Here is a 21,405-nt window from a genome sequence, read left to right on the forward strand (position 1 = left end):
GGTGTCTGTTCCAGGGAAGGGTCAGAGGAGGACGGCCGAGTCGCTTGCGCAGTTCCGCGGCCTTGTGCGGGCCGCGCTCCTTCGCCACCTCGACCCATGCCTAGAGAGTGCTGGCGTGAGCCGCAGCCCGCGATCGGCGTGGGCCATTCCAGTGACCGGTTTCCACGGGTGCGCGATTCACTCCCTTATGCGATCTTTAGCACCGTATAGGCCGGTTGGCGGCCTTGAGAGGACAGGTTCCATGAAACGCCTGCTCATTTCGGCCGCCGCATGTGCTGCGCTGGCTCTCACCGTGACGTCCTGCTCGGATGACGAGTCCCCCAAGGACGAGGCCACCCAAGCGGCGAGCGAACTCTGCAGCGACCTGTCCGAGCTCAAGGCGGACAACGCCAAGTTGAAGGCACTGGACGCCTCGGCCACCAAAGAACAGTTCCAGGACGCCTACAACGACGTCGTCGACGACTGGGACGACGTGTCGGAGCACCTGAACGAACTGGATTCCGCGAAGAAGGACGCCGTGCAGGGCGCCGCCGACGACCTCAAGCAGGCCTACGGCGACCTCCCGGGCGACACGACGGGCGCGCAGGGGGTGGCGAAGCTGAAGCCGCAGATCGAAAAGCTCGACGAGACAGTTGCCGCTGCTTCGACCGGCCTCAAGTGCCCCTGACCTTCACCCTCATGTTCCGCACGGCCCAGGATCCGACGCGAAGCGCCCGCTGAACCATCTGTTGTCCAACGGGCGCTTCATGTCGGAGGTCGGGGCCGGAATCAGTCCTTGATCTCGCAGATCAGCGCACCCGAGGTGAGCGAGGCGCCGACCTCGGCGGCCAGGCCCTTGATGGTGCCGGCGCGGTGGGCGTTGATGGGCTGTTCCATCTTCATGGCTTCCAGGACCACGATCAGATCGCCCTCGGCGACCTCCTGGCCCTCCTCGACGGCGACCTTGACGATGGTGCCCTGCATCGGCGAGGCGAGAGAGTCGCCGGAGACCGCCGGGCCTGACTTCTTCGCCGCGCGGCGCTTCGGCTTGGCGCCGGCCGCGAGGCCCGTGCGGGCGAGCGTCATGCCGAGCGACGAGGGCAGCGAGACCTCCAGGCGCTTGCCGCCGACCTCGACGACGATCGTTTCGCGGCCCGCCTCGTCCTCGTCCTCGGACGCGTCCGGGGTGAGCGTGAAGGGCTTGATCTCGTTGACGAACTCGGTCTCGATCCAGCGGGTGTGGACCGTGAACGGCGAGGCGGTGAACGCCTCGTCGACCACGACCGCCTGGTGGAACGGGATGGCCGTGGCCATGCCCTCGACCTTGAACTCCGCCAGCGCACGCGCCGCGCGCTGCAGCGCCTGCTCACGGGTCGCACCGGTCACGATCAGCTTGGCGAGCAGCGAGTCCCAGGCCGGGCCGATCACGCTGCCGGACTCGACGCCCGCGTCCAGGCGGACACCGGGGCCGGTCGGCGGCGCAAACAAGGTCACGGTGCCGGGCGCGGGCAGGAAGTTGCGCCCCGGGTCCTCGCCGTTGATACGGAACTCGAAGGAGTGGCCGCGGATCTCCGGGTCCCCGTAGCCGAGCTCCTCCCCGTCCGCGATACGGAACATCTCGCGCACCAGGTCGATGCCGGTGACCTCTTCGGTGACCGGGTGCTCCACCTGGAGGCGGGTGTTGACCTCGAGGAAGGAGATCGTGCCGTCGGCGCCGACGAGGAACTCGACGGTGCCGGCGCCGACGTAGCCGGCCTCCTTGAGGATCGCCTTGGAGGCCGCGTACAGCTGCTTGTTCTGCTCCTCGGTCAGGAACGGCGCGGGCGCCTCCTCGACGAGCTTTTGGTGGCGGCGCTGCAGCGAGCAGTCACGGGTGGAGACGACGACCACATTGCCGTGGGAGTCGGCCAGGCACTGGGTCTCCACATGGCGCGGCTTGTCCAGGTAGCGCTCGACGAAGCACTCGCCGCGGCCGAAGGCGGCGACCGCCTCGCGCACGGCCGAGTCGTAGAGCTCCGGGACCTCTTCGAGGGTGCGGGCGACCTTCAGACCACGGCCGCCGCCACCGAAGGCGGCCTTGATCGCGATCGGCAGACCGTGCTCCTCGGCGAACGCCACCACCTCGTCCGCGCCCGACACCGGATCCGGCGTACCGGCCACCAGCGGGGCACCCGCGCGCTGCGCGATATGCCGCGCGGCAACCTTGTCACCCAGGTCGCGGATCGCCTGCGGCGGCGGGCCGATCCAGATCAGACCCGCGTCCAGGACCGCAGCCGCGAACTCGGCGTTCTCGGACAGGAAGCCATACCCGGGGTGAACGGCGTCCGCGCCGGACTCACGGGCGGCCTTGAGGACCTTGTCCATGTCCAGGTAGCTGGTCGCCGGGGTGTCACCGCCCAGGGCGAACGCCTCGTCCGCGGCCCGCACATGCAGAGCGTCCCGGTCCGGATCGGCGTAGACGGCTACGCTCGCGATCCCCGCGTCCCGGCACGCCCGGGCCACACGGACAGCAATTTCGCCACGGTTGGCGATCAGGACTTTGGTCAGCATGCAGGCTCCAGCGCATCGTTCAGGTGAGTGGTGAGACGGTGGACCGTCTCGACGATCCCCGCGATCCCGGCTCCGGGGGTGAAGACGGCATCGACGCCCATCGCCTCGAGCGCCCGGACGTCGGCATCGGGGATGATCCCGCCGACCAGCAGCTTCGTGTCCGCGGCGTCCTGCCGCTCCAGCAGCGCCAACACCCGCTCCACAATGGACAGATGGGCGCCTGACAGCACCGACAGGCCGAGCAGCGGCGCGTCCTCCGCGATGACGGTGGCGACGATCTGCTCCGGCGTCTGGTGCAGGCCGGTATAGATGACCTCGTATCCGGCGTCGCGCAGTGCGCGGGCAATGACCTTGGCGCCCCGGTCATGGCCGTCGAGGCCGGGCTTGGCGATCACCACGCGGGCACGCGGCGCGATCGCGCCACCTGGACCCGGCAGCTTCTGGTGCGGGGAATTCATGTTCTCTCCGATCGAAAGTTCAGCAGGCACCGGTGGGCGGCTCAACACGGCCAGCAGGATGTACGCCACGACGTCGGTCCTGGTACGGGCAGCCGGTGTGGCACCCCTGGGCGCACGGCGCGTACCCATGCGTTTGCCACAGCCGCCTGCTCCGGGGCTGGCCTGGCACCGGCCGCGGCGCGCGCCTGGACCACCGCCAGGGCGGCGGCGAGCTCCTCCGGGGTCGGGTTGCCCCGGACGACCTTGATCATCATCGGCGGACCTCCTAGAGGGGGATGTTGCCGTGCTTCTTCGGGGGCAACGACTCGCGCTTCGTACGCAGTTGACGCAGCCCGCGGACGACCTGGCGGCGGGTCTCCGAAGGCATCACCACGGCGTCGATGTAGCCGCGCTCGGCCGCCGTATACGGGTTGAGGAGCGTGTCCTCGTACTCCTGGATCAGCCGGGCCCGCGTGGCCTCCACATCATCGGCGGCGGCGAGGGTCTTGCGGTGCAGGATGTTGACCGCACCCTGCGCGCCCATGACGGCGATCTGGGAGGTCGGCCAGGCCAAGTTGAGGTCGGCGCCCAGGTGCTTGGAGCCCATCACGTCATACGCGCCGCCGAACGCCTTGCGCGTGATGATCGTGATCAGCGGGACCGTGGCCTCCGCATACGCGTAGATCAGCTTGGCGCCGCGCCGGATGATGCCGCCGTACTCCTGGTCCACACCCGGCAAAAAGCCCGGCACGTCCACGAAGGTCAGGACCGGCACATTGAACGCGTCACAGGTGCGCACGAACCGCGCCGCCTTCTCCGAGGCGTTGATGTCCAGACAGCCCGCGAACTGCAGCGGCTGGTTGGCGACAATGCCGACCGGACGGCCCTCGACCCGGCCGAAGCCGGTGAGGATGTTCGGCGCGAACATCGACTGCGTCTCGAAGAACTCACCGTCGTCCAGCACATGCTCGATCACGGTGTGCATGTCGTACGGCTGGTTCGCGCTGTCCGGGATCAGCGAGTCCAACTCGCGGTCCTCATCCGACAGTTCGAGATCCGCCTCCTCCGGGAAGGCCGGCGGCTCGGACAGGTTGTTCGACGGCAGGTAGGACAGCAGCGACTTGACGTACTCGATCGCGTCCTTCTCATCACCCGCCATGTGATGCGCCACACCCGAGGTGGAGTTGTGGGTGCGCGCGCCGCCCAGCTCCTCGAAGCCGACGTCCTCGCCGGTGACCGTCTTGATGACGTCCGGGCCCGTGATGAACATGTGCGAGGTCTGATCCACCATCACCGTGAAATCGGTGATCGCCGGCGAATACACCGCGCCGCCCGCACACGGGCCGACGACCAGCGAGATCTGCGGGATCACACCCGACGCGTGGGTGTTGCGGCGGAAGATCTCGCCGTACATCCCGAGCGCCATCACACCCTCCTGGATGCGCGCGCCGCCCGAGTCGTTGATCCCGATCACCGGACAGCCCGTCTTGAGGGCGAAGTCCATCACCTTCATGATCTTCTGCCCGAAGACCTCGCCGAGCGCCCCGCCGAAGACCGTGAAGTCCTGCGAGAACACCGCCACCGGACGCCCGTCGACGGTCCCGTACCCGGTGACGACACCATCGCCGTACGGCTTGTTGGCATCGAGCCCGAAGTCGGTCGAGCGGTGCCGGGCGAACTCGTCCAGCTCCACGAACGAACCCTCGTCCATGAGCAGCTCGATCCGCTCACGAGCCGTCAACTTGCCCTTCGCGTGCTGCTTTTCCACCGCGCGCGCCGAACCGGCATGGGTCGCTTCATCGATACGGCGCTGCAGATCGGCGATTTTCCCCGCCGTCGTATGGATGTCGATGTCTTCCATGTGGTTGTGCTCCTGCCGTTTCCAGAGAGTCAGAACGTGTCGACGGGGACATGCGCGCCCCATACATCGCGCAGCGCATGGGCGACTTCGCCGCCCGTCGCACGGTGCCGCAGCGCCTCCCGCATCGGGAACAGCACGTTGTCGCTGCCCCGGGCTGCGGTGCGCAGGTCGTCGAGCGCCCGCTCGACCGCATCGCCGTCCCGCTCCTTGCGCAGGAGGGCCAGCCGCTCGCACTGCTCGGCCTCGATCCTCGGATCGACGCGCAGCGGCTCGTAGGGCTCCTCCTCGTCGAGGGCGTACTTGTTCACGCCGACGACGGTCCGCTCCTGATGGTCGATCTCCAGCGCGACGCGGTACGCGGACCGTTCGATCTCGGACTTCTGGAAGCCCTGTTCGATCGCGGCGACGGCGCCGCCGCGGTCCTCCACCGCCTGGATCAACTCCATGGCCGCCGCCTCGATGTCGTCGGTCATCGACTCCACGACGTAGGACCCGGCGAACGGGTCGACGGTGCGCGTGACGTCGGTCTCGTACGCGATGACCTGCTGGGTGCGCAGGGCAAGCCGTGCCGCCTTCTGCGTGGGCAGCGCGATGGCCTCGTCGTAGGAATTGGTGTGCAGGGACTGCGTGCCGCCGAGCACCGCACCGAGTCCTTGCAGCGCGACGCGGACGAGGTTCACCTCGGGCTGCTGCGCGGTGAGCTGCACGCCCGCCGTCTGGGTGTGGAAGCGCAGCATCTGCGACTTGGGGTTCTTCGCTCCGAACTCGTCGCGCATGATGCGCGCCCACATGCGGCGTGCGGCCCGGAACTTGGCGACTTCCTCCAGCAGGGTCGTCCTCGCGACGAAGAAGAACGAAAGGCGCGGCGCGAAGTCGTCCACGTCCAAGCCGGCGGCGATCGCCGTCCGTACGTATTCCTTCGCATTGGCGAGGGTGAACGCGATCTCCTGCACGGGCGTGGCCCCGGCCTCCGCCATGTGATAGCCGGAGATCGAGATGGTGTTCCAGCGCGGCAGCTCGCGGTGGCAGTAGGCGAAAATGTCGCTGATCAGCCGCAGCGACTGCTTCGGCGGGAAGATGTACGTGCCGCGGGCGATGTACTCCTTGAGCACATCGTTCTGGATCGTGCCGGTCAGCCGGCTGCCGCTCACACCCTGTTCGGCCGCGACCAGCTGGTACATCAGGAGCAGGGTCGACGCAGGCGCGTTGATCGTCATCGACGTGGAGACCTTGTCCAGCGGCAGGCCCTGGAACAGGGTGCGCATGTCGTCGAGCGAGTCGATGGCGACACCGACCTTGCCGACCTCGCCCTGCGCCACCGCCTCGTCCGAGTCGTGCCCCATCTGCGTCGGCAGATCGAATGCCACGCTCAGGCCGCCGGTACCGGCATTGACCAGCTCGTGATAGCGCTCGTTGGACTCCTTCGCCGTGCCGAACCCGGCGTACTGGCGCATCGTCCAGGGCCGCCCCGTGTACATCGTGGGATAGACGCCGCGGGTGAACGGATACCGGCCGGGCGCTCCGAGGCGGGCGTCGGCGTCGAATTCCGCCAGGTCCCAGCCGTCGTAGAGCGGCTTGATGGGCAGGCCGGACTCACTGCGCGCAACGGGTTCCACGACAATCTCCCTTGGTACTCGATATCGTCAAGACGGTACTCAGTACCATTCCGGGAGGCAAGTGGCCCTCACATGCCGGGACGAGGAAGGATGGGCGATCATGAGCAAGCCACCTGTGCGGACCCGTCTCGCCGACGCCGCGTTCGCCCTCTTCGACGAGCGCGGGTACGAGCAGACCACCGTCGACGACATCGCCGAACGCGCCGAGGTCGGACGCTCGACGTTCTTCCGGTACTACCGGTCCAAGGAAGAAGTGATCTTCCCGGACCACGACCGGCTCCTCGACCTGATCAGGGACCGGCTGAACACGTCGAGCAGCGGCACCGCCCTGGTCGCCGTCTCCGACGCCGTCCGCCTCGTACTGCTGCACTACTTGGAGGAGGGCGACCTCGCCCGCCGCCGCTACCGCCTCACGAGCAAGGTCTCCGCGCTGCGCGACCGCGAGATCGCGAGCGTGGCCCGTTATCAGCGTCTGTTCCGCGAGTTCATCGCGGACTGGATGGGTGATCCGACCGAAGCAGCGTCTCTGCGCGCCGAGTTGATGGCGGCGAACGTGGTCGCGGCCCACAACCACGTACTGCGCCGATGGCTGCGCGGGGAGTCCTCCGACCCTGCGGCGGAGGTGGACGAGGCGATGCGCGAGGTGCTGGCTCTCTTCCCCGCGCGTTCGTCCGAGTCCGGATCCCTTGGTGACGGCACCACCGTCGTGGCGTTCCGGACCGGCCAGGACCTCGAAGCCCTCCTCCCCCAGTTGCGGCGTCTTGTCGAGGAAGGGCCCTGAGGACATCCACCGAGGCGGTCGGCTAACCCGGGCGAGCGTCCGGCGACCGCGCTCCGCCGTTTGGTCCAGTTGCGGGCCGACATGGCGCGTGTGACGTTTTCCGGAGGGCTACGGAGCGCGTCCGATCGCGCTCGCCCCGGCGACCGGAGGAACCATGTCGTACACGCCGAAGGCCGCCAGTGCGGCCACCGCCGCAGTGAACCGGGCCGCCGTGGCCCTGTATGACTTCGCGGACCGTGAGGACTTCGAGACCTCACGGCGCGGCCTGGTCGCTCCGATCCCCGACGGGAAGATCCCCCTCGCCGACGGCTCCCTCCTCTTCGACGCGAGCAGCACAGCGTTCCTGAACGGGGACGCCGAAGCACCCGACACGGTCAATCCGAGCCTGTGGCGCCAGTCGCAGATCATTCACGAGCCCGGCCTCTACAAAGTCGTGGACCGCCTCTACCAGGTACGGAACACCGACACCGGCAACCTGACGATCGTGGAGGGCGACGACGGGCTGATCGTCATCGACTGCGCCACCTCCGTCGAGGCCGCGAGCGCGGCCATGGCGCTCTTCCGCGAGCACGTGGCCGACAAGCCGGTGGCGGCCGTGATCTACACGCACACACACATCGACCACTACGGCGGGGTCAAGGGCGTCGTGGACGAGGCGGACGTCGCCTCCGGAAAGGTGCCGATCATCGCACCCGGCACGATCGCCTCGTTCGACAAGTACGCGATCGGCGAGAACGTCGTCGCGGGAAACGCCATGTCCCGCCGAGGAAGCTACGCCTTCGGAGTGCTCCTCGACTTCGATCCGCACCAGGTCTGCTCCTGCGGGATCGCGATCGCGAACCCGGGCAAGAAGACCATCACGTACATCTCACCGACCGATCCGATCACCGAGACCGGCCAGCGCCGCACGATCGCCGGGCTCACCTTCGAGTTCCTCTACGCGCCCGACACCGAGGCACCGGAGGAGATGCACATCTGGATCCCCGAGCTGAAGGCCCTGACCTGCGCGGAGAACGCCAACCACTCGCTGCACAACATCCAGACTCTGCGCGGCGCGCGCACCCGCGATGCCCGCAACTTCGCCCGCTACCTCGACGAGACCATCGAGCGCTGGGGCGCGGACGTGGAGGTCCACTACGGACCGCACACCTGGCCGGTGTGGGGAAACTCCAAGGTCGTCGCCTTCCTGGAGTCACAGCGCGACACCTACAAGTACATCCACGACCAGGCGCTGCGGCTCGCCAACCAGGGCTACACCCCGCTGGAGGCCGCCGAAGTCATCCGCCTTCCCGAGGTCCTCGGCCGCAAGTGGTTCAACCGTGACTATCACGGCACGCTCCACCACGACGTGCGGGCGGTGTTCACCAAGGAGCTGGGCATGTGGGACGGGGACCCCGTCTCGTTGCATCCGCTGCCGCCGGTCGAATCCGCCACGAAGTGGGTCCAGTTGGTCGGCGCGGACGCGCTCATCGCCGAGGGCCGGCGCGCGGTCGAGGCCGGTGAGTATCGGTGGGCGGTCGAGGTACTGCACACCGTGGTCTTCGCCGACCCGGAGAACCAGGACGCCAAGGAGCTGCAGGCCGACGCGTACGAGCAGATGGGCTACCAGGTCGAGGGCCCGCAGTGGCGGCACATCTTCCTCACCGCGGCCAAGGAACTGCGTCAGGGCGTCACGCCCGCACGGTTCGCCTCGGCAAGCCCGGACACCGTCCTCGCCATGCCGCTGGACATCCTCTTCGACTACGCGGCCATTCACGTGATCGGCGAGAAGGCGGCCGAGGTGGACGTACGTATCAACTACGCGTTCACCGACCTCGACGAGACCTGGAACATGTGGGTGACCAACGGGGTCCTCAACGCCCGTCGAGGTGCCTCCCCCGATGCGCAGCTCACGGTCACCGGACCAAAGCGCGCACTGGTCGGCGCCGTACTCCAGCCGTCCACGGCAGCGAAGCTCGCAGAGGCCGGCCAGATCAAGCTGGAAGGCGAAGCCGCCGCCCTGGATGCCTATGCGGGGGTGCTCGACGTGTTCGACACCGACTTCGCCATCGTCACGCCGTAGCGGAGCGAATCTCGAGCAGCGTCTGCCACACATGCGGCACTCACTCAGCACCTCCATCGAACCGAACTGACCTGCAGTCGTTCGTCTGTCCAGGAGGTCCCTACACGGGCCCGAGACTGGAGCCCGGTCATGGGTGATGCGATCGGCCAGATGCTGGCCTCGGCCATCGGAATCGCCATCAGCCCTGTTCGACTGCCAGCCGCGCTCCTCGTGAGCGTCCCGGGCCGCGAGACTGGTGGGCCGTTCCGGCGAACGGCAAGGTCCGTCGGCGGGGGTGCCGTGGCGGTCGGACGCGACCGCCATGGCACCCCCGCGGTGTCACTCGGCGATGTCGATGATGGTGCGCAGCGCCTCGCCGGTGTGCATCTGACGGATCGCCTCGTTGATGTCCGTCAGCGGTACGTGGTGGGTGATCATCGACTCCAGGTCGATGCGGCCCGCGCGCCACAGGTCGATAATCGTGGCGTAGGTGCGGCGGATGTCGGCGCCGCCGTAGAACGAGGGCAGGATCGCCTTCTCGTTGAGGACCAGTTCGGCCATGCTGATGTCGGTCATGTCGGTGCGTGCACCGGCGCCGACGAGACAGACCGTGCCGCCGAGCCGGGTGGCGTCGTACGCGGCGCGCAGGGTGCCGGCCTTGCCGACGGCCTCGAAGGCGTAGTCGAAGCCGAAGCCTCCGGTCAGCCGCTTGACGGTGTCCGGCAGTTCCTCGGGGGCGATGGCCTCGGTGGCGCCGAACTCGAGCGCCCACTCACGGCGGTTGGGCGTCGGGTCCACGGCAATGATCCGCGCCGCGCCCGCGACCTTGGCGCCCTGCAGGATGCTGATGCCGACGCCGCCGAGACCGATCACGACGACCGACGAACCCGGCTTCACCTTGGCGGTGTTGAGAGCCGCTCCGATGCCGGTGGTGACACCGCAGCCGATGAGGGCGGCGATGTCGTACGGCACGTCGTCGGGGATCGGTATCGCCGCATAGGCCGCGATGACGGTCTCCTCGGCGAAGGTGCCGGCACCGAGCATGCCGGGGACGATCGCCTCCCCGCTGCGGAAGTTGGGGTTGGCGAGATTGCGGTGACCGCTGCGGCAGAGATGTCCGTCGCCCGCCTTGCAGGAGGGACACGCGTCGCACGGCGGCATCCAGCAGACGATGACGCGGTCGCCGGGCTTGACGTGCGTGACACCCTCGCCGACCTCGGTTACCTCGCCCGCGCCCTCGTGGCCGGGGACGAACGGCGCGGGGTGCGCGAGCACACCGCTCATGGCCGACAGGTCGGAGTGGCAGAGCCCGGCCTTGTGCATCTTGACCCGGACCCGGCCGGGGCCGAAGGAAACCGGCTCGACGTCGACGACGTCCAGCGTGTCGTCACCGGTCTTGTGCAGTACTGCTGCGTGCATGATGTGCTCCTCGTGGGTGGGACGGGGGTCAGGCCCGGGCCGGGGCGGGCAGGTGGACGGTCTTGGTCTCCTGGTACGCCGCGAAGCCCTCGGGGCCGAACTCACGCCCGATCCCGGAGTTCTTGAAGCCGCCGAACGGACCGGCGACGTCGAAGCGCTGGCAGTTGACGGAGTAGGTGCCAGTACGGATCTGCCGAGCGATCTCGATACCGTGCTCGTCCGTGCCCGCCCAGACGGTGCCGGCCAGGCCGTACGGGGAGTCGTTGGCGATCCGTACGGCGTCGGCCTCGTCCTCGTAGCGGATCAGGCAGATGACGGGGCCGAAGATCTCCTCCTGGGCGATCCGCATCCCGTTGTCGACGTCGCCGAACAGGGTGGGCTCCAGATACCAGCCGGTGTCGAGGCCCTCGGGGATACCGCCGCCGGTGAGGAGCTTGGCGCCTTCTGCCTGTCCGATCGCGATGTAGTCGAGGTTCCGCTGCCGCTGCCGCTCGGTGACCATCGGGCCGATCATCGTGGCCGGGTCCGACGGGTCGCCGACCTTGAGCGAGGAGACGGCCGCCGTGAGTTTCGCGGCGATCTCGTCGTAGCGGCTCGCCGGGGCGAGGATGCGGGTGAGCGCGACGCATGCCTGGCCGCTGTTCGCGAAGGCGCCCATGACGAGGTTCGGCAGGGCGGCGTCGAGGTCCGCGTCCTCCAGGAGGATCGCCGCGGACTTGCCGCCGAGCTCCAGCGTGACGCGGGTGAGGTTCTGGGCGGCGGCGGCCATGATCTGCTTGCCCGCGCCGACCGAGCCCGTGAAGGCGACCTTGTCGACGTCCGGGTGGGCGACCAGGTACGCGCTGGTCTCCCGATCCGCCGGCAGAACGCTGAGCACTCCTTCCGGCAGCCCGGCGGCCTCGCACACCTCGGCCAGGAGGTAGGCGTCCAGGGGCGTTTCCGGGGAGGGCTTGAGGACCACGGTGCAGCCGGCGAGCAGCGCGGGCGCGAGCTTGCCCGCGATGGTCAGCTGGGGCACGTTCCACGGGGTGACGGCGGCGACCACGCCGACCGGCTCACGGCGGATCAGGAGGGGGCCGGTCAGGCCGGTCCGCTCCTCCTCCGCCGGGAGGCCGGCCGCGACGGCAAGGGTGGTGCCGAAGGCGGCGACGGCACTGAGCGCCTGCGCCCGTACGGAGAAGGTGATGGGGCTGCCGTTCTGGAGGGTGATCAGCTCGGCGAGCTCCTGATGGCGGTCGAGGAGACCGTCCTTGATCCGCGTGACGATCTCGATGCGCTCGGCGGGCGTCATCCGGGGCCACGGGCCGTGGTCGAACGCTTCGCGGGCGGCGGCGACCGCGCGGTCCACGTCCTCGGGTGCGGCATGCGGAACGCGTCCGACGACCTGCTCGGTCGCAGGCGAGACCACCTCGATGGTGTCGCGGCCGGCGGGCTCGACCCACCGCCCGCCGATGAAGAGCGTGCGCCGTTCCAGGATGTCGGTCATGTGCGGGGTCCTCGCTGTGGTTGCGCAGGCAGGGCGATGCCGGACGACGGTCCGCCAAGCGATCGGGAGGGTCTGTCGAAGTGAATGGGAGATGCTCAGTGAGTGTCACAGGAACCGCCGTAGAGCGGCCCGATGCAGCCATAAGTTAATTCACACTAACGCGCCTGTCCACAGCGAAGTCAGTTCGCGTAGACGTGGAAGCCGCGCCCCGCCTTTCGGCCCACGGCACCGGCCGCCACCATGCGCCGCAGCAGCGGCGGCGGGGCATACAGCGGCTCCTTGAACTCCTCGTACATCGATTCGGCGATCGACAGCGCCGTGTCGAGACCGATGAGGTCGAGCAGCCGGAGCGGCCCCATCGGGTGGGCGCAGCCGAGCACCATGCCCGCGTCGATGTCCTCGGCCGAGGCCACCCCGGACTCGAGCATCCGCACGGCGGAGACGAGATAGGGAACGAGCAGCGCGTTGACCACGAAGCCTGCGCGGTCCTTGGCCCGGATGACCGTCTTGCCGAGCCTCCGCTCGGCGAAGGCCGCCACCTGGTCCGCGATCTCGGGCGCGGTGAGCTGGGTGGGGATGACCTCGACCAGCCGCTGCACCGGCACGGGGTTGAAGAAGTGGACACCGACGACGTTCTGCGGCCGCGCCGTGACGGCGGCCAGATCGACGATCGGGATCGACGAGGTGTTGGAGGCGATGACCGCGTCACCGTCGGCGAGCACCCGGTCGAGCCGCTCGAACACGAGGGCCTTGGCGTCGCGTCGCTCGGCGACCGCCTCGATGACCAGATCGCGGTCGGCGAAGTCGCCCAGGTCGGAGGTGAAGGCGAGCCTCCGGAGCGTCTCGGCACGCCCTTCCTCGGTGAGCTTGCCGCCGCGCATGCCGCGGTCGAGCGAGGCGACCAGCCGGGACCGGCCTGCGGCCAGCGCCTCCGCGTCGCGCTCGGCGACCACCACGTCGAGGCCGGCGCGTGCGCAGACCTGGGCTATTCCGGAGCCCATGAGGCCGCAGCCCACGACCCCGACTCGTCGGAATTCACGCATGTTTGGGATGTCCTCTCTCACTGTCGCCCGCGCCACCGTTCACGCTCGTCGGTGTCGCGCACTCCGCACACTTCGACGACGAGGTCGCCGACGGCGTCCTGGTCGCTCCCCGTCGCCGGACGCACCGGGGTTCCCTCGCGTACGAGATGCGGCGGGACGCCGATCACCCGGCAGCGGAGCGTGAAGCCCTCGGGGAACCGGACGACCGACTCGCTCCGCATCGTTCTTCGGTAGCGACTCAGCACGTTCGTCCGGACGACGACGCCCCGGCCATCGCTCCGGTGGGAGTCGAGATCGCTCGACGCGCACGCCGGGCACAGCAGCCTCCGGAAAGAGGCCGTGCCGCACCACCGGCAGCGCTGGTAGATGAGTTCCGCTGCCATCGGATCGGTTCCGCCTCTCGCTCGTCGATGCAACTTAGCGTCTGTCACTAACCGGCAAGCGACACATCACATAGGAAGCCATGAAGTCGAATGTTTCCAGGGGGTTGAGCACACCAGCTCTGGACGCACAGGTTATTGCAGATTAACTTATGCGTGTCCGACGGATGCGTCGGACGTGCCAGGAAGGATTGGCTGACCGTGCGTCGTAGCGTGTTCACCGAGGACCACGAGGCTTTCCGGGCGACCGTCCGGGCGTTCATCGCCGAAGAGGTCGTCCCCCACTACGCGGACTGGGAGCGGCAGGGCCACGTGCCCCGCGAGCTGTACCGCAAGCTCGGCGCCCTGGGCGTCCTGGGCATCAACGTGCCGGAGGAGTACGGCGGGGCGGGCGTCACCGACTTCACCTATCAGGCCGTGCTCCGGGAGGAGTGCGGGCGCGCGGGCGTCGGGTTCGGTGCCGAATCGGTGCACACCTGCCTGGTGTTGCCGTACCTCCTCGAGTTCGGTAGCGAGGAGCAGAAGAAGCGCTGGCTGCCCGGCTTCCTGTCCGGCGAGATCATGACGGCCATCGCCATGACCGAGCCCGGTACCGGCTCCGATCTGGCGGGCATCACCACCCGGGCCCGGCTCTCGGGCGACGGCAGCCACTATGTGCTCGACGGCGCCAAGACCTTCATCACCGGCGGCGCGCAGGCCGACCTTGTCCTCGTGGTCTGCCGGACCGCTCCGTACGATCCCGCGGACCGTCGCGGCGGGCTGTCGATCCTGTGCGTGGACACGTCGTCCGAGGGCTTCGCGGTGGGACGCAAGCTCGACAAGATCGGGCTGCGTGCGCAGGACACCGCCGAGTTGTCCTTCACCGGAGTCCGGGTCCCGGCCGAAAACCTCCTCGGGACGCAGGGCGCGGCGTTCACCTACCTCACCCACAACCTGGTGGTGGAGCGTCTCGGCGCGGCGATCAACGCCTATGCCAACGCGGCCGGCGCGATCGGCTTCGCGTCCGCGTACGTGCGTGAGCGAGAGGTCTTCGGCAAGCCGGTGGCCGCGTTCCAGAACACCAAGTTCGTCCTCGCCGAATGCGCCACCGAGGTCGCCGCCGCCCAGGCATTCGTCGACCGCGCGCTCCTCGAGCACGCCGCGGGCGAGCTGACGGCCGCCGACGCCGCCAAGGCCAAGCTCTTCTGCACCGAGGTCGCGGGCCGCGTCATCGACAAGTGCCTGCAGCTGCACGGGGGTTACGGCTACATGCTCGAGTACCCCATCGCCCGGCTCTACGCCGACACCCGCGTCAACCGGATCTACGCCGGGACCAGCGAGGTCATGAAAACGATCATCGCCAAAGATCTCGGGCTCTGAGCCCTCCCCCACCCCTTTTCTCCAGGAGCACCTATGCGCGACGCAGTGATCGTCGATGCTGTCCGTACCGCCGTGGGCAAGCGCGGCGGCTCGCTCTCGCGGCTGCACTCCGCCTCGCTCTCCGCCCATGTGCTGAACGCCCTGGTCGAGCGCAACCATCTCGACCCGGCCCTCGTCGACGACGTGATCTGGGGCTGTGCCTCGGCGGTCGGGATGCAGGCCGGATGCGTCGGCCGGGCCGCCGTCCTCGCGGCCGGCTGGCCCGAGTCCGTGCCCGGCCTGACGATCGACCGCCAGTGCGGCTCCTCGCAGCAGGCCGTCCACCAGGCCGCGGCGGGTGTGATCGCCGGCCAGTACGACGTCGCCGTCGCCGGCGGCGTGGAGATCATGAGCCGGCTCCCACTGGGCACCACGCGGGGCGACGGCACCTTCGGCGAACCCTTCGGCCCGGACGTCTTCGCCCGCTACGACGGCATCCGGTTCAACCAGGGCACCGGCGCCCAGATGATCGCCGACGAGTACGGCATCACCCGCACCGAGATGGACCAGCACGGCCTCGACTCCCACGCCCGCGCTGCCCGCGCCATCGACGAGGGCCGCTTCAAGGATCAGATCGCCCCGATCACGGTCACCGACGAGGACGGCACCACCCGGGTCTTCGACACCGACGAGGGTGTACGCCGCGGCTCCACTCTGGAGAAACTCGCCGCGCTCAAGCCTGCCTTCACCGACGACGGGAGCATCACGGCGGGCAATGCCTCGCAGGTGTCCGACGGCACGGGCGCGCTCCTGGTCACGTCGAGCGAGTTCGCCCGCTCCCAGGGCTGGACCCCGATGGCCCGGATCCACACCGCCGTGGTCACCGGCACCGACCCCGTCACCATGCTCAAGGGCCCGATCCCGGCCACCGCCAAGGCGCTCAAGAAGGCCGGACTGTCGATCGACGACATCGGCACCTTCGAGATCAACGAGGCCTTCGCCTCCGTCACCCTGGCCTGGCTGCGCGAGACAGGCGCGGAGTACGAGCGGATGAACCCGCTCGGCGGGGCCATGGCCCTGGGACATCCCATCGGCGGCTCCGGCGCCCGCATCATGACCACCCTCGTCCACCACATGCGGGACAACGGCATCCGCTACGGCCTGCAGTCCATGTGCGAAGGCGGCGGCATGGCCAACGCCACCATCCTCGAACTCCTGTGAGGACGACCCTCGATGACCGCACCGCCCGCCACTGAACCGGGCCTGGGCAAGGACTTCGCCGGGATCCTGGGCGTGGAGCGCATTGACCGCGACCTGTTCCGCGGCTGGTGCCACGACGGCATCCCCGCACGGGCCTTCGGCGGCCAGGTCGCGGCCCAAGCACTCGCTGCCGCCGGGCGCACGGTGCCCGAGGACCGCGCCGTGCATTCGCTGCACGGCCACTTCCTGCGCCCGGGCGACACCGCCCGCCCCTTCGAGTACGCCGTGAACCGGATCCGCAACGGCTCCTCCTACCTGTCACGGCAGGTCACCGCCGTCCAGGACGGCGTGCCCGTGTTCTCGCTCACCGCGTCGTTCAAACGGCCGGAGTCCGCCCTGGACCGCCAGCCCGCAATGCCGCGGACCGCCGGACCCCGCGCGCTTCCCGACCTGTACGAGACCTGGGCGAGGACCAACCCGGAGGACTTCGCGCAGGCGGAGTTCTGCCGCTTCCTCGACATGCGTTACGTGTCCGGGCCTGCCGAGCCGACCACTCCCGGTCTGACGGAGCAGAAACTCTGGATCCGCGCGAGCGAACGGCTGCCCGACGACCCGGCGTTGCACACCCTCGCCCTGACGTACGCCTCCGACCTCTTCCTCGCTCCGGCCACAGCGCTGGCACACCAGCAACCACGAATGCTGCGCGACGAGCCGTCGTCGGTGTTCCTCACCTCCCTCGACCACGCCGTCTGGTTCCACCGGCCGTTCCGCGCCGACGAGTGGATGCTGTTCGCCCAGCGGAGCCCGACCCTCGCGGATGGCCGCGGCCTCGCGTTCGCGGACGTCTGGAGCATCGACGGCACCCTGATCGCCCATGTGGTGCAGGAGACCGTGGTGCGGCCGGCGCGGGCCCACAAGCCCTGATCCCCCTGTCTACGTCCCACCGGAGGAACTCCTATGTCCGATCTGGTCCTCACCTCGTTCGATGACGGCATCGCCATCGTGACGATCAACCGCCCCGAAGCCCGTAACGCGGTCAACCGGGCCGTGGCGGACGCCGTCGCCGAGGCCATCGACGAGCTCGACGCCCGCGACGACCTCGTCGTCGGGGTGATCACGGGTGCCGGCGGCACCTTCTGCGCCGGCGCCGACCTCAAGGCCCTGGCCGCCGGCGAGCGTTCCGGTATCCCCGGCCGCGGGTTCTGCGGGGTCACGGAGACGCCGCCGGTCAAGCCGCTGATCGCCGCGGTCGAGGGCTACGCACTCGGCGGCGGCACGGAACTGGCGCTGGCCTGCGACATGGTCGTCGCCGCCAGGACCGCGAAGTTCGGCCTCCCGGAGACCAAGCGCGGCCTCATCGCAGCAGGCGGCGGCCTCGTCCGTCTGCCGAGAAAAATCCCGTACAACGTGGCGATGCAGTACGCGCTGACGGGTGCCCTCCTCGGAGCCGAACGCGGCTACGAGCTCGGACTGGTCAACGAGTTGACCGCGCAGGGCGAGGCGCTCGCGGGCGCGATGGCCCTCGCCAAGGAGATCGCCGCCAACGGCCCGCTGGCCGTACGGGCCAGCAAGGGGATCGTCGTGGACTCGGCCGACTGGTCGTCCGACGAGGCGTGGGACCGCAACCGAGCGGCCTGCGCCCCGGTGTTCGCCTCGGCCGACGCCAAGGAGGGCGCGCGGGCCTTCGCCGAGAAGCGGGCCCCCGTCTGGGGCAGTTGCTGACGGCTCCGCCACCGTTCCACGCCCCGGTGCGCCGCACCGTCGAGCCGCACGGCGCCGAGGTGATCCACAGCTACAGTCCCGAGGCAATGCTCGGGCATGACCGGACAAAGGAGTTCCGCCATGACCACCCTCTGGCCGCAGGGGCTGCCCCGCACGCTCGGCTGTCCCGACGGCACGATCGCCGATCTGCTCGCCGGGTCCGCCCACGCCTTCCCCGACCGGGCGGCGCTGATCGACGGCGAAGTGCGGCTCACCTTCGCCGAACTGCACGAGCGGGCCCTGCGGGTGGCCCAGGGACTGCGTGAGCAGGGCATCGTCCCCGGCGAGGCCGTCGCCCTGCACATGCCCAACTCGATCTGGTTCACGGTCGCCTATTACGGCATCCTCCTCTCCGGCGCCGCGGTGGTGCCGGTGAACCCGACGCAGCCGGCCCTCGCCCTGCGCCGTCAGCTCGACGACTCGGGCGCCGTCGCGGCGTTCACCCACCCGGCCGTCGCGGCGCAGATGTCCGAGGCACTGGTGGGATCCGAGTCGGTCCGCCGCATCTGCCTCGCACCGGCGACGGCAGCGGCACCGGCCGGTGACGGGGCGCCGGTCGCGTTCCCCATCGCCACCGTCGCGTTCGACGACCTCATGAAGGCGGAGGCGGCACCGGCCACGGCGGTAAACGGGGACGCGGTCGCCCACCTGGCCTTCACCGGTGGGACGACGGGCGTGCCCAAGGCGGTGCGGGTCCTGCACCGCAATCTCTTCATCAACGTGCTCCAGGTGGGGTGTTGGCGCAGCGCCGCCCTCCCCCACACGGACGAGCAGGGCCGCATCACCCTGCGCCATGTGCCCGAGGCCCGGACCGCACACCACATCCCGATCGGCACCGCGACCGGTATCTCCATCGCCCCGCTCTTCCACGGCATGGGCATGGTCAGCCAGAGCGTGTTCGTCGCCGCCGGGCTGACCGTCGTCGTGTTCGGCCGCTTCGACGCGGTCCGGTACCTGGACACCATCGAGCGGCTCGGCGTCCACGCCATCACCGGCTCCCCCGCGCTGTGCCACGCGATCCTCGCGGTGCCGGACGTGCGGGAGCGCGACCTGTCCTGCGTACGCCTGGTCAGCAGCGGCTCCGCACCCATCAACCCGGCCGCGACCGCCGAACTCGCCGAGATCTTCCCGAACGCGGTGGTCAGCGACGGTTACGGACTGACGGAGGCGACGATGGGCGTCGCGATCAGCCCACTCGACCGCTCGATGCCACGCCCGGAGGGCAGTACCGGTCTGATCCTCTTCGACACCGAGGTGGAGATCCGGGAGTTGGACGGAGTCACACCGGTGGCCACCGGCGGGCGCGGTGAAGTGTGGGTCAAGGGTCCGCAGGTCACCGATGGGTACCACGGGCACCCCGAACTCACTGCCGATCAGTTTGTCGACGGCTGGCTGCGCACCGGCGACCTCGGCACGCTCGACTCCGACGGCTGGCTGTCGCTCGTCGGCCGGGCGAAGGACATGCTGATCTACAAGGGGTACAACGTGTACCCGGGCCCGCTGGAGAACCTCCTGCGCGAGCATCCCGCGGTCGCCCAGGCATCGGTCGTGGGCCGGCCGCACCCCGAGAACGGCGAGATCCCGGTGGCCTTCGTCTCGCTGAAGACCGAGGAGGGCCTGTCCGCTACAGCGGAGGAGCTCATCGCGTACGTGGCCGCGCGCGTCGCCCCGTATCAGCGGGTCCGGGATGTGGTGATCGTGGACGAACTGCCGCTGTCGGCGACGGGGAAGATCCTCAAGACGGAACTGCGGCGGCGGGCGGCGAACGACTGAGTCATTGTCTTGAGGGGTGCTTGCGGCAGACCTGGACGGAGACGACTCTCCGTCCAGGTCTGCCGTTCTGGTTCATTCGCCCTGCGCTGCAAGGTGGGCGCGCCAGCCTCCGGTCGCCGTGATGTCGGCGGCACCGTGAAGTGCGTCCGGTTCGCAGAGGAAGCCGGGTGCCGCGGTCCCGTCGGCGAGGGCGACGCTGCCGATCGTCATCGGGCGCGGGAGCGCGGCGACCAGTGCCCCCAGTCCCTCGGGCGGCAGTTCCCACACCTCCGCTTCGATCGCGGCTCCTCCGTCGCGGGTGTGCACTAGGCCCGGCTTGGGCGGGTCGGTGCGGAGCGCGTGCAGGCGGTACTCGGGCGCGGTGGTCGTGGCTCGTACGAATCTGCCGCCCAGCGCCAGGAGTTGGGCGTTCAGCGGCTGCCCGGTGAGGTGCGCCCCGACCACGGCGAGCGGGACGCGCGGGGTGAGGAGTTCCGCGAGCTGCGCCAGGCGCTCGTCCGTGCCCGCCGGGCCGATCAGCATCGCCCCGAACGGGAGGCCGCCGACCGTGCCCGCCGGGACGGCGACGGCCGCCAGGCCGAAGAGGTTCGTGGAGTTGGTGAACCGGCCGAGGCGCGCGTTCGAACCCAGCGGGTCGGCTGCGACCTCGGCGAGCGTGGGGTGGCCGGGCGTGGTGGGTAGCAGCAGGGCGTCCGCGTCGCCGAGGGCATCAAGGGCCTTTGCCTTCAGGCTGTCCAGGTGTCGCTGGTCGGAGTAGAGGCGGTGTGCCGGGATGTCGCGTGCCCGGGTGATGATTGCCGCGACGGTCGGGTCCAGATCGTCGGTCTGTTTGTCGATGAAGGTGCCCACCGCGGCGTACCGCTCGGCGACGAAGGCGCCCTCGTAGAGCATGGCGGCGGCTTCGAGGAAGGGCGCCGGGTCGATGCTCTGCAGCTCGGCGCCCGCCACCGCGAGCCGGGCCGTCGCCGCTTCGTATGCCTCGCGCCAGCCCGGGTCCATCTCGCCGAGCCCGTCCGGTGTCACGATGGCGATACGCCAGGGACCGGGCTCGCGCCGGGGCGGACGCACCGTCGCGGTGGCCATGTGGGTGAACGCCTCGCGTGCTTCGGGGAGCGTCCGCGCGAAGACCGTCACGCAGTCCAGGCTCGCGCACGCCGGCACCACGCCTTCCGTCGGTACGAGGCCCGGTGTCGGCTTCAGACCGACGATGCCGTTGAATGCCGCCGGTACCCGTCCTGATCCCGCCGTGTCCGTGCCGAGGGCGAGGTCGGCGATGCCCAGCGCCACCGCGACCGCCGAGCCGGAGCTCGAACCCCCCGCTACCCGCGCCGGATCGGCGACGCTGTGCACCGCGCCGTACGGCGAGCGGGTGCCGACCAGGCCGGTAGCGAACTGGTCCAGGTTGGTCGTGCCGAGCACGATCGCGCCGGCCGCACGCAGCGCGGCGACGACGGGGGCGTCGCGCTCCGGTTCGTAGGCGTACGAGGGGCAGCCTGCCGTGGTCGGCAGACCGGCCACGTCGATGTTGCCCTTGACCGCGAGGAGCCGCCCGGCGAGCGGCAGCTGCGGGTCCAACGCCGCTGCCTCGGCCTCCACTTCGGCACGCGGACGCAGGCTGATCCAGATCTCGGGGCGGTCGGTCGCCTGAATGCGGTCGTACGCGGCCCGTACGCGGTGTACGGCGAGTGGCAGGTCGGAAGCGGTCACGTATGGCTCCTCGGATCGGGGGTTCTGCTCTGG

At 69.5% G+C, this 21,405-nt stretch carries 18 protein-coding genes and 1 pseudogene; 8 read left to right on the plus strand and 11 right to left on the minus strand.

Annotation, left to right across the window (positions count from 1 at the left end; translation table 11 throughout):
* The first annotated feature begins 241 nt into the window (after positions 1 to 241).
* Positions 242 to 667: a hypothetical protein gene (locus tag G6045_RS00480; RefSeq protein ID WP_165329689.1), complete on the plus strand. Its 426-nt coding sequence runs from the start codon at positions 242 to 244 to the stop codon at positions 665 to 667.
* A 101-nt stretch (positions 668 to 768) separates the two neighbouring features.
* On the opposite strand, the gene G6045_RS00485 is transcribed toward G6045_RS00480, so the two are convergent.
* From G6045_RS00485 to G6045_RS00505, 5 genes are read right to left on the minus strand one after another with little or no spacing between them, the layout of a single operon-like run.
* Positions 769 to 2,526: an acetyl/propionyl/methylcrotonyl-CoA carboxylase subunit alpha gene (locus G6045_RS00485; RefSeq protein ID WP_165329749.1), complete on the minus strand. Its 1,758-nt coding sequence runs from the start codon at positions 2,524 to 2,526 to the stop codon at positions 769 to 771.
* The gene (locus G6045_RS00490; protein ID WP_206343124.1) at positions 2,523 to 2,987 is read right to left on the minus strand and encodes a cobalamin B12-binding domain-containing protein; all 465 of its coding nucleotides are present in this window, start codon (positions 2,985 to 2,987) and stop codon (positions 2,523 to 2,525) included. The genes G6045_RS00485 and G6045_RS00490 overlap by 4 nt, the downstream gene beginning before the upstream one ends.
* Positions 2,988 to 3,028: 41 nt before the next feature.
* The gene (locus tag G6045_RS00495; RefSeq protein WP_165329751.1) at positions 3,029 to 3,238 is read right to left on the minus strand and encodes an acyl-CoA carboxylase epsilon subunit; all 210 of its coding nucleotides are present in this window, start codon (positions 3,236 to 3,238) and stop codon (positions 3,029 to 3,031) included.
* Positions 3,239 to 3,252: 14 nt separating this feature from the next.
* Positions 3,253 to 4,827 carry an acyl-CoA carboxylase subunit beta gene (locus G6045_RS00500; protein ID WP_165329690.1) on the minus strand — a complete coding sequence of 525 codons (1,575 nt, stop codon included), beginning with the start codon at positions 4,825 to 4,827 and terminating at the stop codon, positions 3,253 to 3,255.
* A gap of 29 nt (positions 4,828 to 4,856) precedes the next feature.
* Entirely contained in the window at positions 4,857 to 6,443 is a 1,587-nt protein-coding gene (locus G6045_RS00505; RefSeq protein ID WP_165329691.1) for an acyl-CoA mutase large subunit family protein, read from the minus strand.
* 100 nt (positions 6,444 to 6,543) lie between these two features.
* On the opposite strand from G6045_RS00505, the gene G6045_RS00510 reads away from it, so the two are divergent.
* Together G6045_RS00510 and G6045_RS00515 are read left to right on the plus strand one after the other, a co-directional pair.
* Positions 6,544 to 7,224: a TetR family transcriptional regulator gene (locus G6045_RS00510; RefSeq protein ID WP_165329692.1), complete on the plus strand. Its 681-nt coding sequence runs from the start codon at positions 6,544 to 6,546 to the stop codon at positions 7,222 to 7,224.
* 154 nt (positions 7,225 to 7,378) lie between these two features.
* A complete protein-coding gene (locus tag G6045_RS00515; protein WP_165329693.1) occupies positions 7,379 to 9,286 on the plus strand; it encodes an alkyl/aryl-sulfatase in 1,908 nt (635 codons plus the stop codon).
* Between the two features lie 318 nt (positions 9,287 to 9,604).
* Here the strand turns inward: G6045_RS00515 and G6045_RS00520 are convergent, their stop codons facing one another.
* The 5 genes and pseudogenes from G6045_RS00520 to G6045_RS42095 form a co-directional block, all read right to left on the minus strand.
* Complete coding sequence (locus tag G6045_RS00520) at positions 9,605 to 10,684, minus strand: zinc-binding dehydrogenase (protein ID WP_165329694.1); 1,080 nt, start codon at positions 10,682 to 10,684, stop codon at positions 9,605 to 9,607.
* 28 nt (positions 10,685 to 10,712) lie between these two features.
* Positions 10,713 to 12,170: an aldehyde dehydrogenase gene (locus G6045_RS00525; RefSeq protein ID WP_165329695.1), complete on the minus strand. Its 1,458-nt coding sequence runs from the start codon at positions 12,168 to 12,170 to the stop codon at positions 10,713 to 10,715.
* A gap of 179 nt (positions 12,171 to 12,349) precedes the next feature.
* Positions 12,350 to 13,213: a 3-hydroxybutyryl-CoA dehydrogenase gene (locus tag G6045_RS00530; RefSeq protein ID WP_165329696.1), complete on the minus strand. Its 864-nt coding sequence runs from the start codon at positions 13,211 to 13,213 to the stop codon at positions 12,350 to 12,352.
* 17 nt (positions 13,214 to 13,230) lie between these two features.
* Positions 13,231 to 13,434, minus strand: a complete 204-nt coding sequence (locus tag G6045_RS42090; RefSeq protein ID WP_328707614.1) for a hypothetical protein — start codon at positions 13,432 to 13,434, stop codon at positions 13,231 to 13,233.
* Positions 13,435 to 13,512: 78 nt separating this feature from the next.
* Positions 13,513 to 13,596: pseudogene (locus G6045_RS42095) on the minus strand (zinc ribbon domain-containing protein); the annotation flags it as partial.
* A gap of 198 nt (positions 13,597 to 13,794) precedes the next feature.
* Here G6045_RS42095 and G6045_RS00540 point away from each other — a divergent pair.
* From G6045_RS00540 to G6045_RS00560, 5 genes are all read left to right on the plus strand, one after another.
* On the plus strand, positions 13,795 to 14,952 hold the full coding sequence (locus G6045_RS00540; protein WP_165329698.1) for an acyl-CoA dehydrogenase family protein: 1,158 nt from the start codon (positions 13,795 to 13,797) through the stop codon (positions 14,950 to 14,952).
* 33 nt (positions 14,953 to 14,985) lie between these two features.
* Positions 14,986 to 16,152 (plus strand): thiolase family protein, encoded by a 1,167-nt coding sequence (locus tag G6045_RS00545; RefSeq protein ID WP_165329699.1) that lies wholly within the window; start codon positions 14,986 to 14,988, stop codon positions 16,150 to 16,152.
* Positions 16,153 to 16,164: 12 nt separating this feature from the next.
* Entirely contained in the window at positions 16,165 to 17,055 is an 891-nt protein-coding gene (locus G6045_RS00550) for an acyl-CoA thioesterase (RefSeq protein ID WP_165329700.1), read from the plus strand.
* Positions 17,056 to 17,088: 33 nt separating this feature from the next.
* A complete protein-coding gene (locus G6045_RS00555) occupies positions 17,089 to 17,853 on the plus strand; it encodes a crotonase/enoyl-CoA hydratase family protein (RefSeq protein ID WP_165329701.1) in 765 nt (254 codons plus the stop codon).
* Between the two features lie 120 nt (positions 17,854 to 17,973).
* The gene (locus tag G6045_RS00560; protein ID WP_165329702.1) at positions 17,974 to 19,665 is read left to right on the plus strand and encodes a class I adenylate-forming enzyme family protein; all 1,692 of its coding nucleotides are present in this window, start codon (positions 17,974 to 17,976) and stop codon (positions 19,663 to 19,665) included.
* A gap of 72 nt (positions 19,666 to 19,737) precedes the next feature.
* Here G6045_RS00560 and G6045_RS00565 read toward each other — a convergent pair whose 3' ends face one another.
* Positions 19,738 to 21,372, minus strand: coding sequence for an allophanate hydrolase (locus G6045_RS00565; RefSeq protein ID WP_408056284.1), 1,635 nt, complete (start codon positions 21,370 to 21,372; stop codon positions 19,738 to 19,740).
* Between the last annotated feature and the right edge of the window lie 33 nt (positions 21,373 to 21,405).

It is taken from the genome of Streptomyces mesophilus (assembly GCF_011044995.1).
GTDB classification, from domain to species: Bacteria; Actinomycetota; Actinomycetes; order Streptomycetales; family Streptomycetaceae; genus Streptomyces; species Streptomyces mesophilus.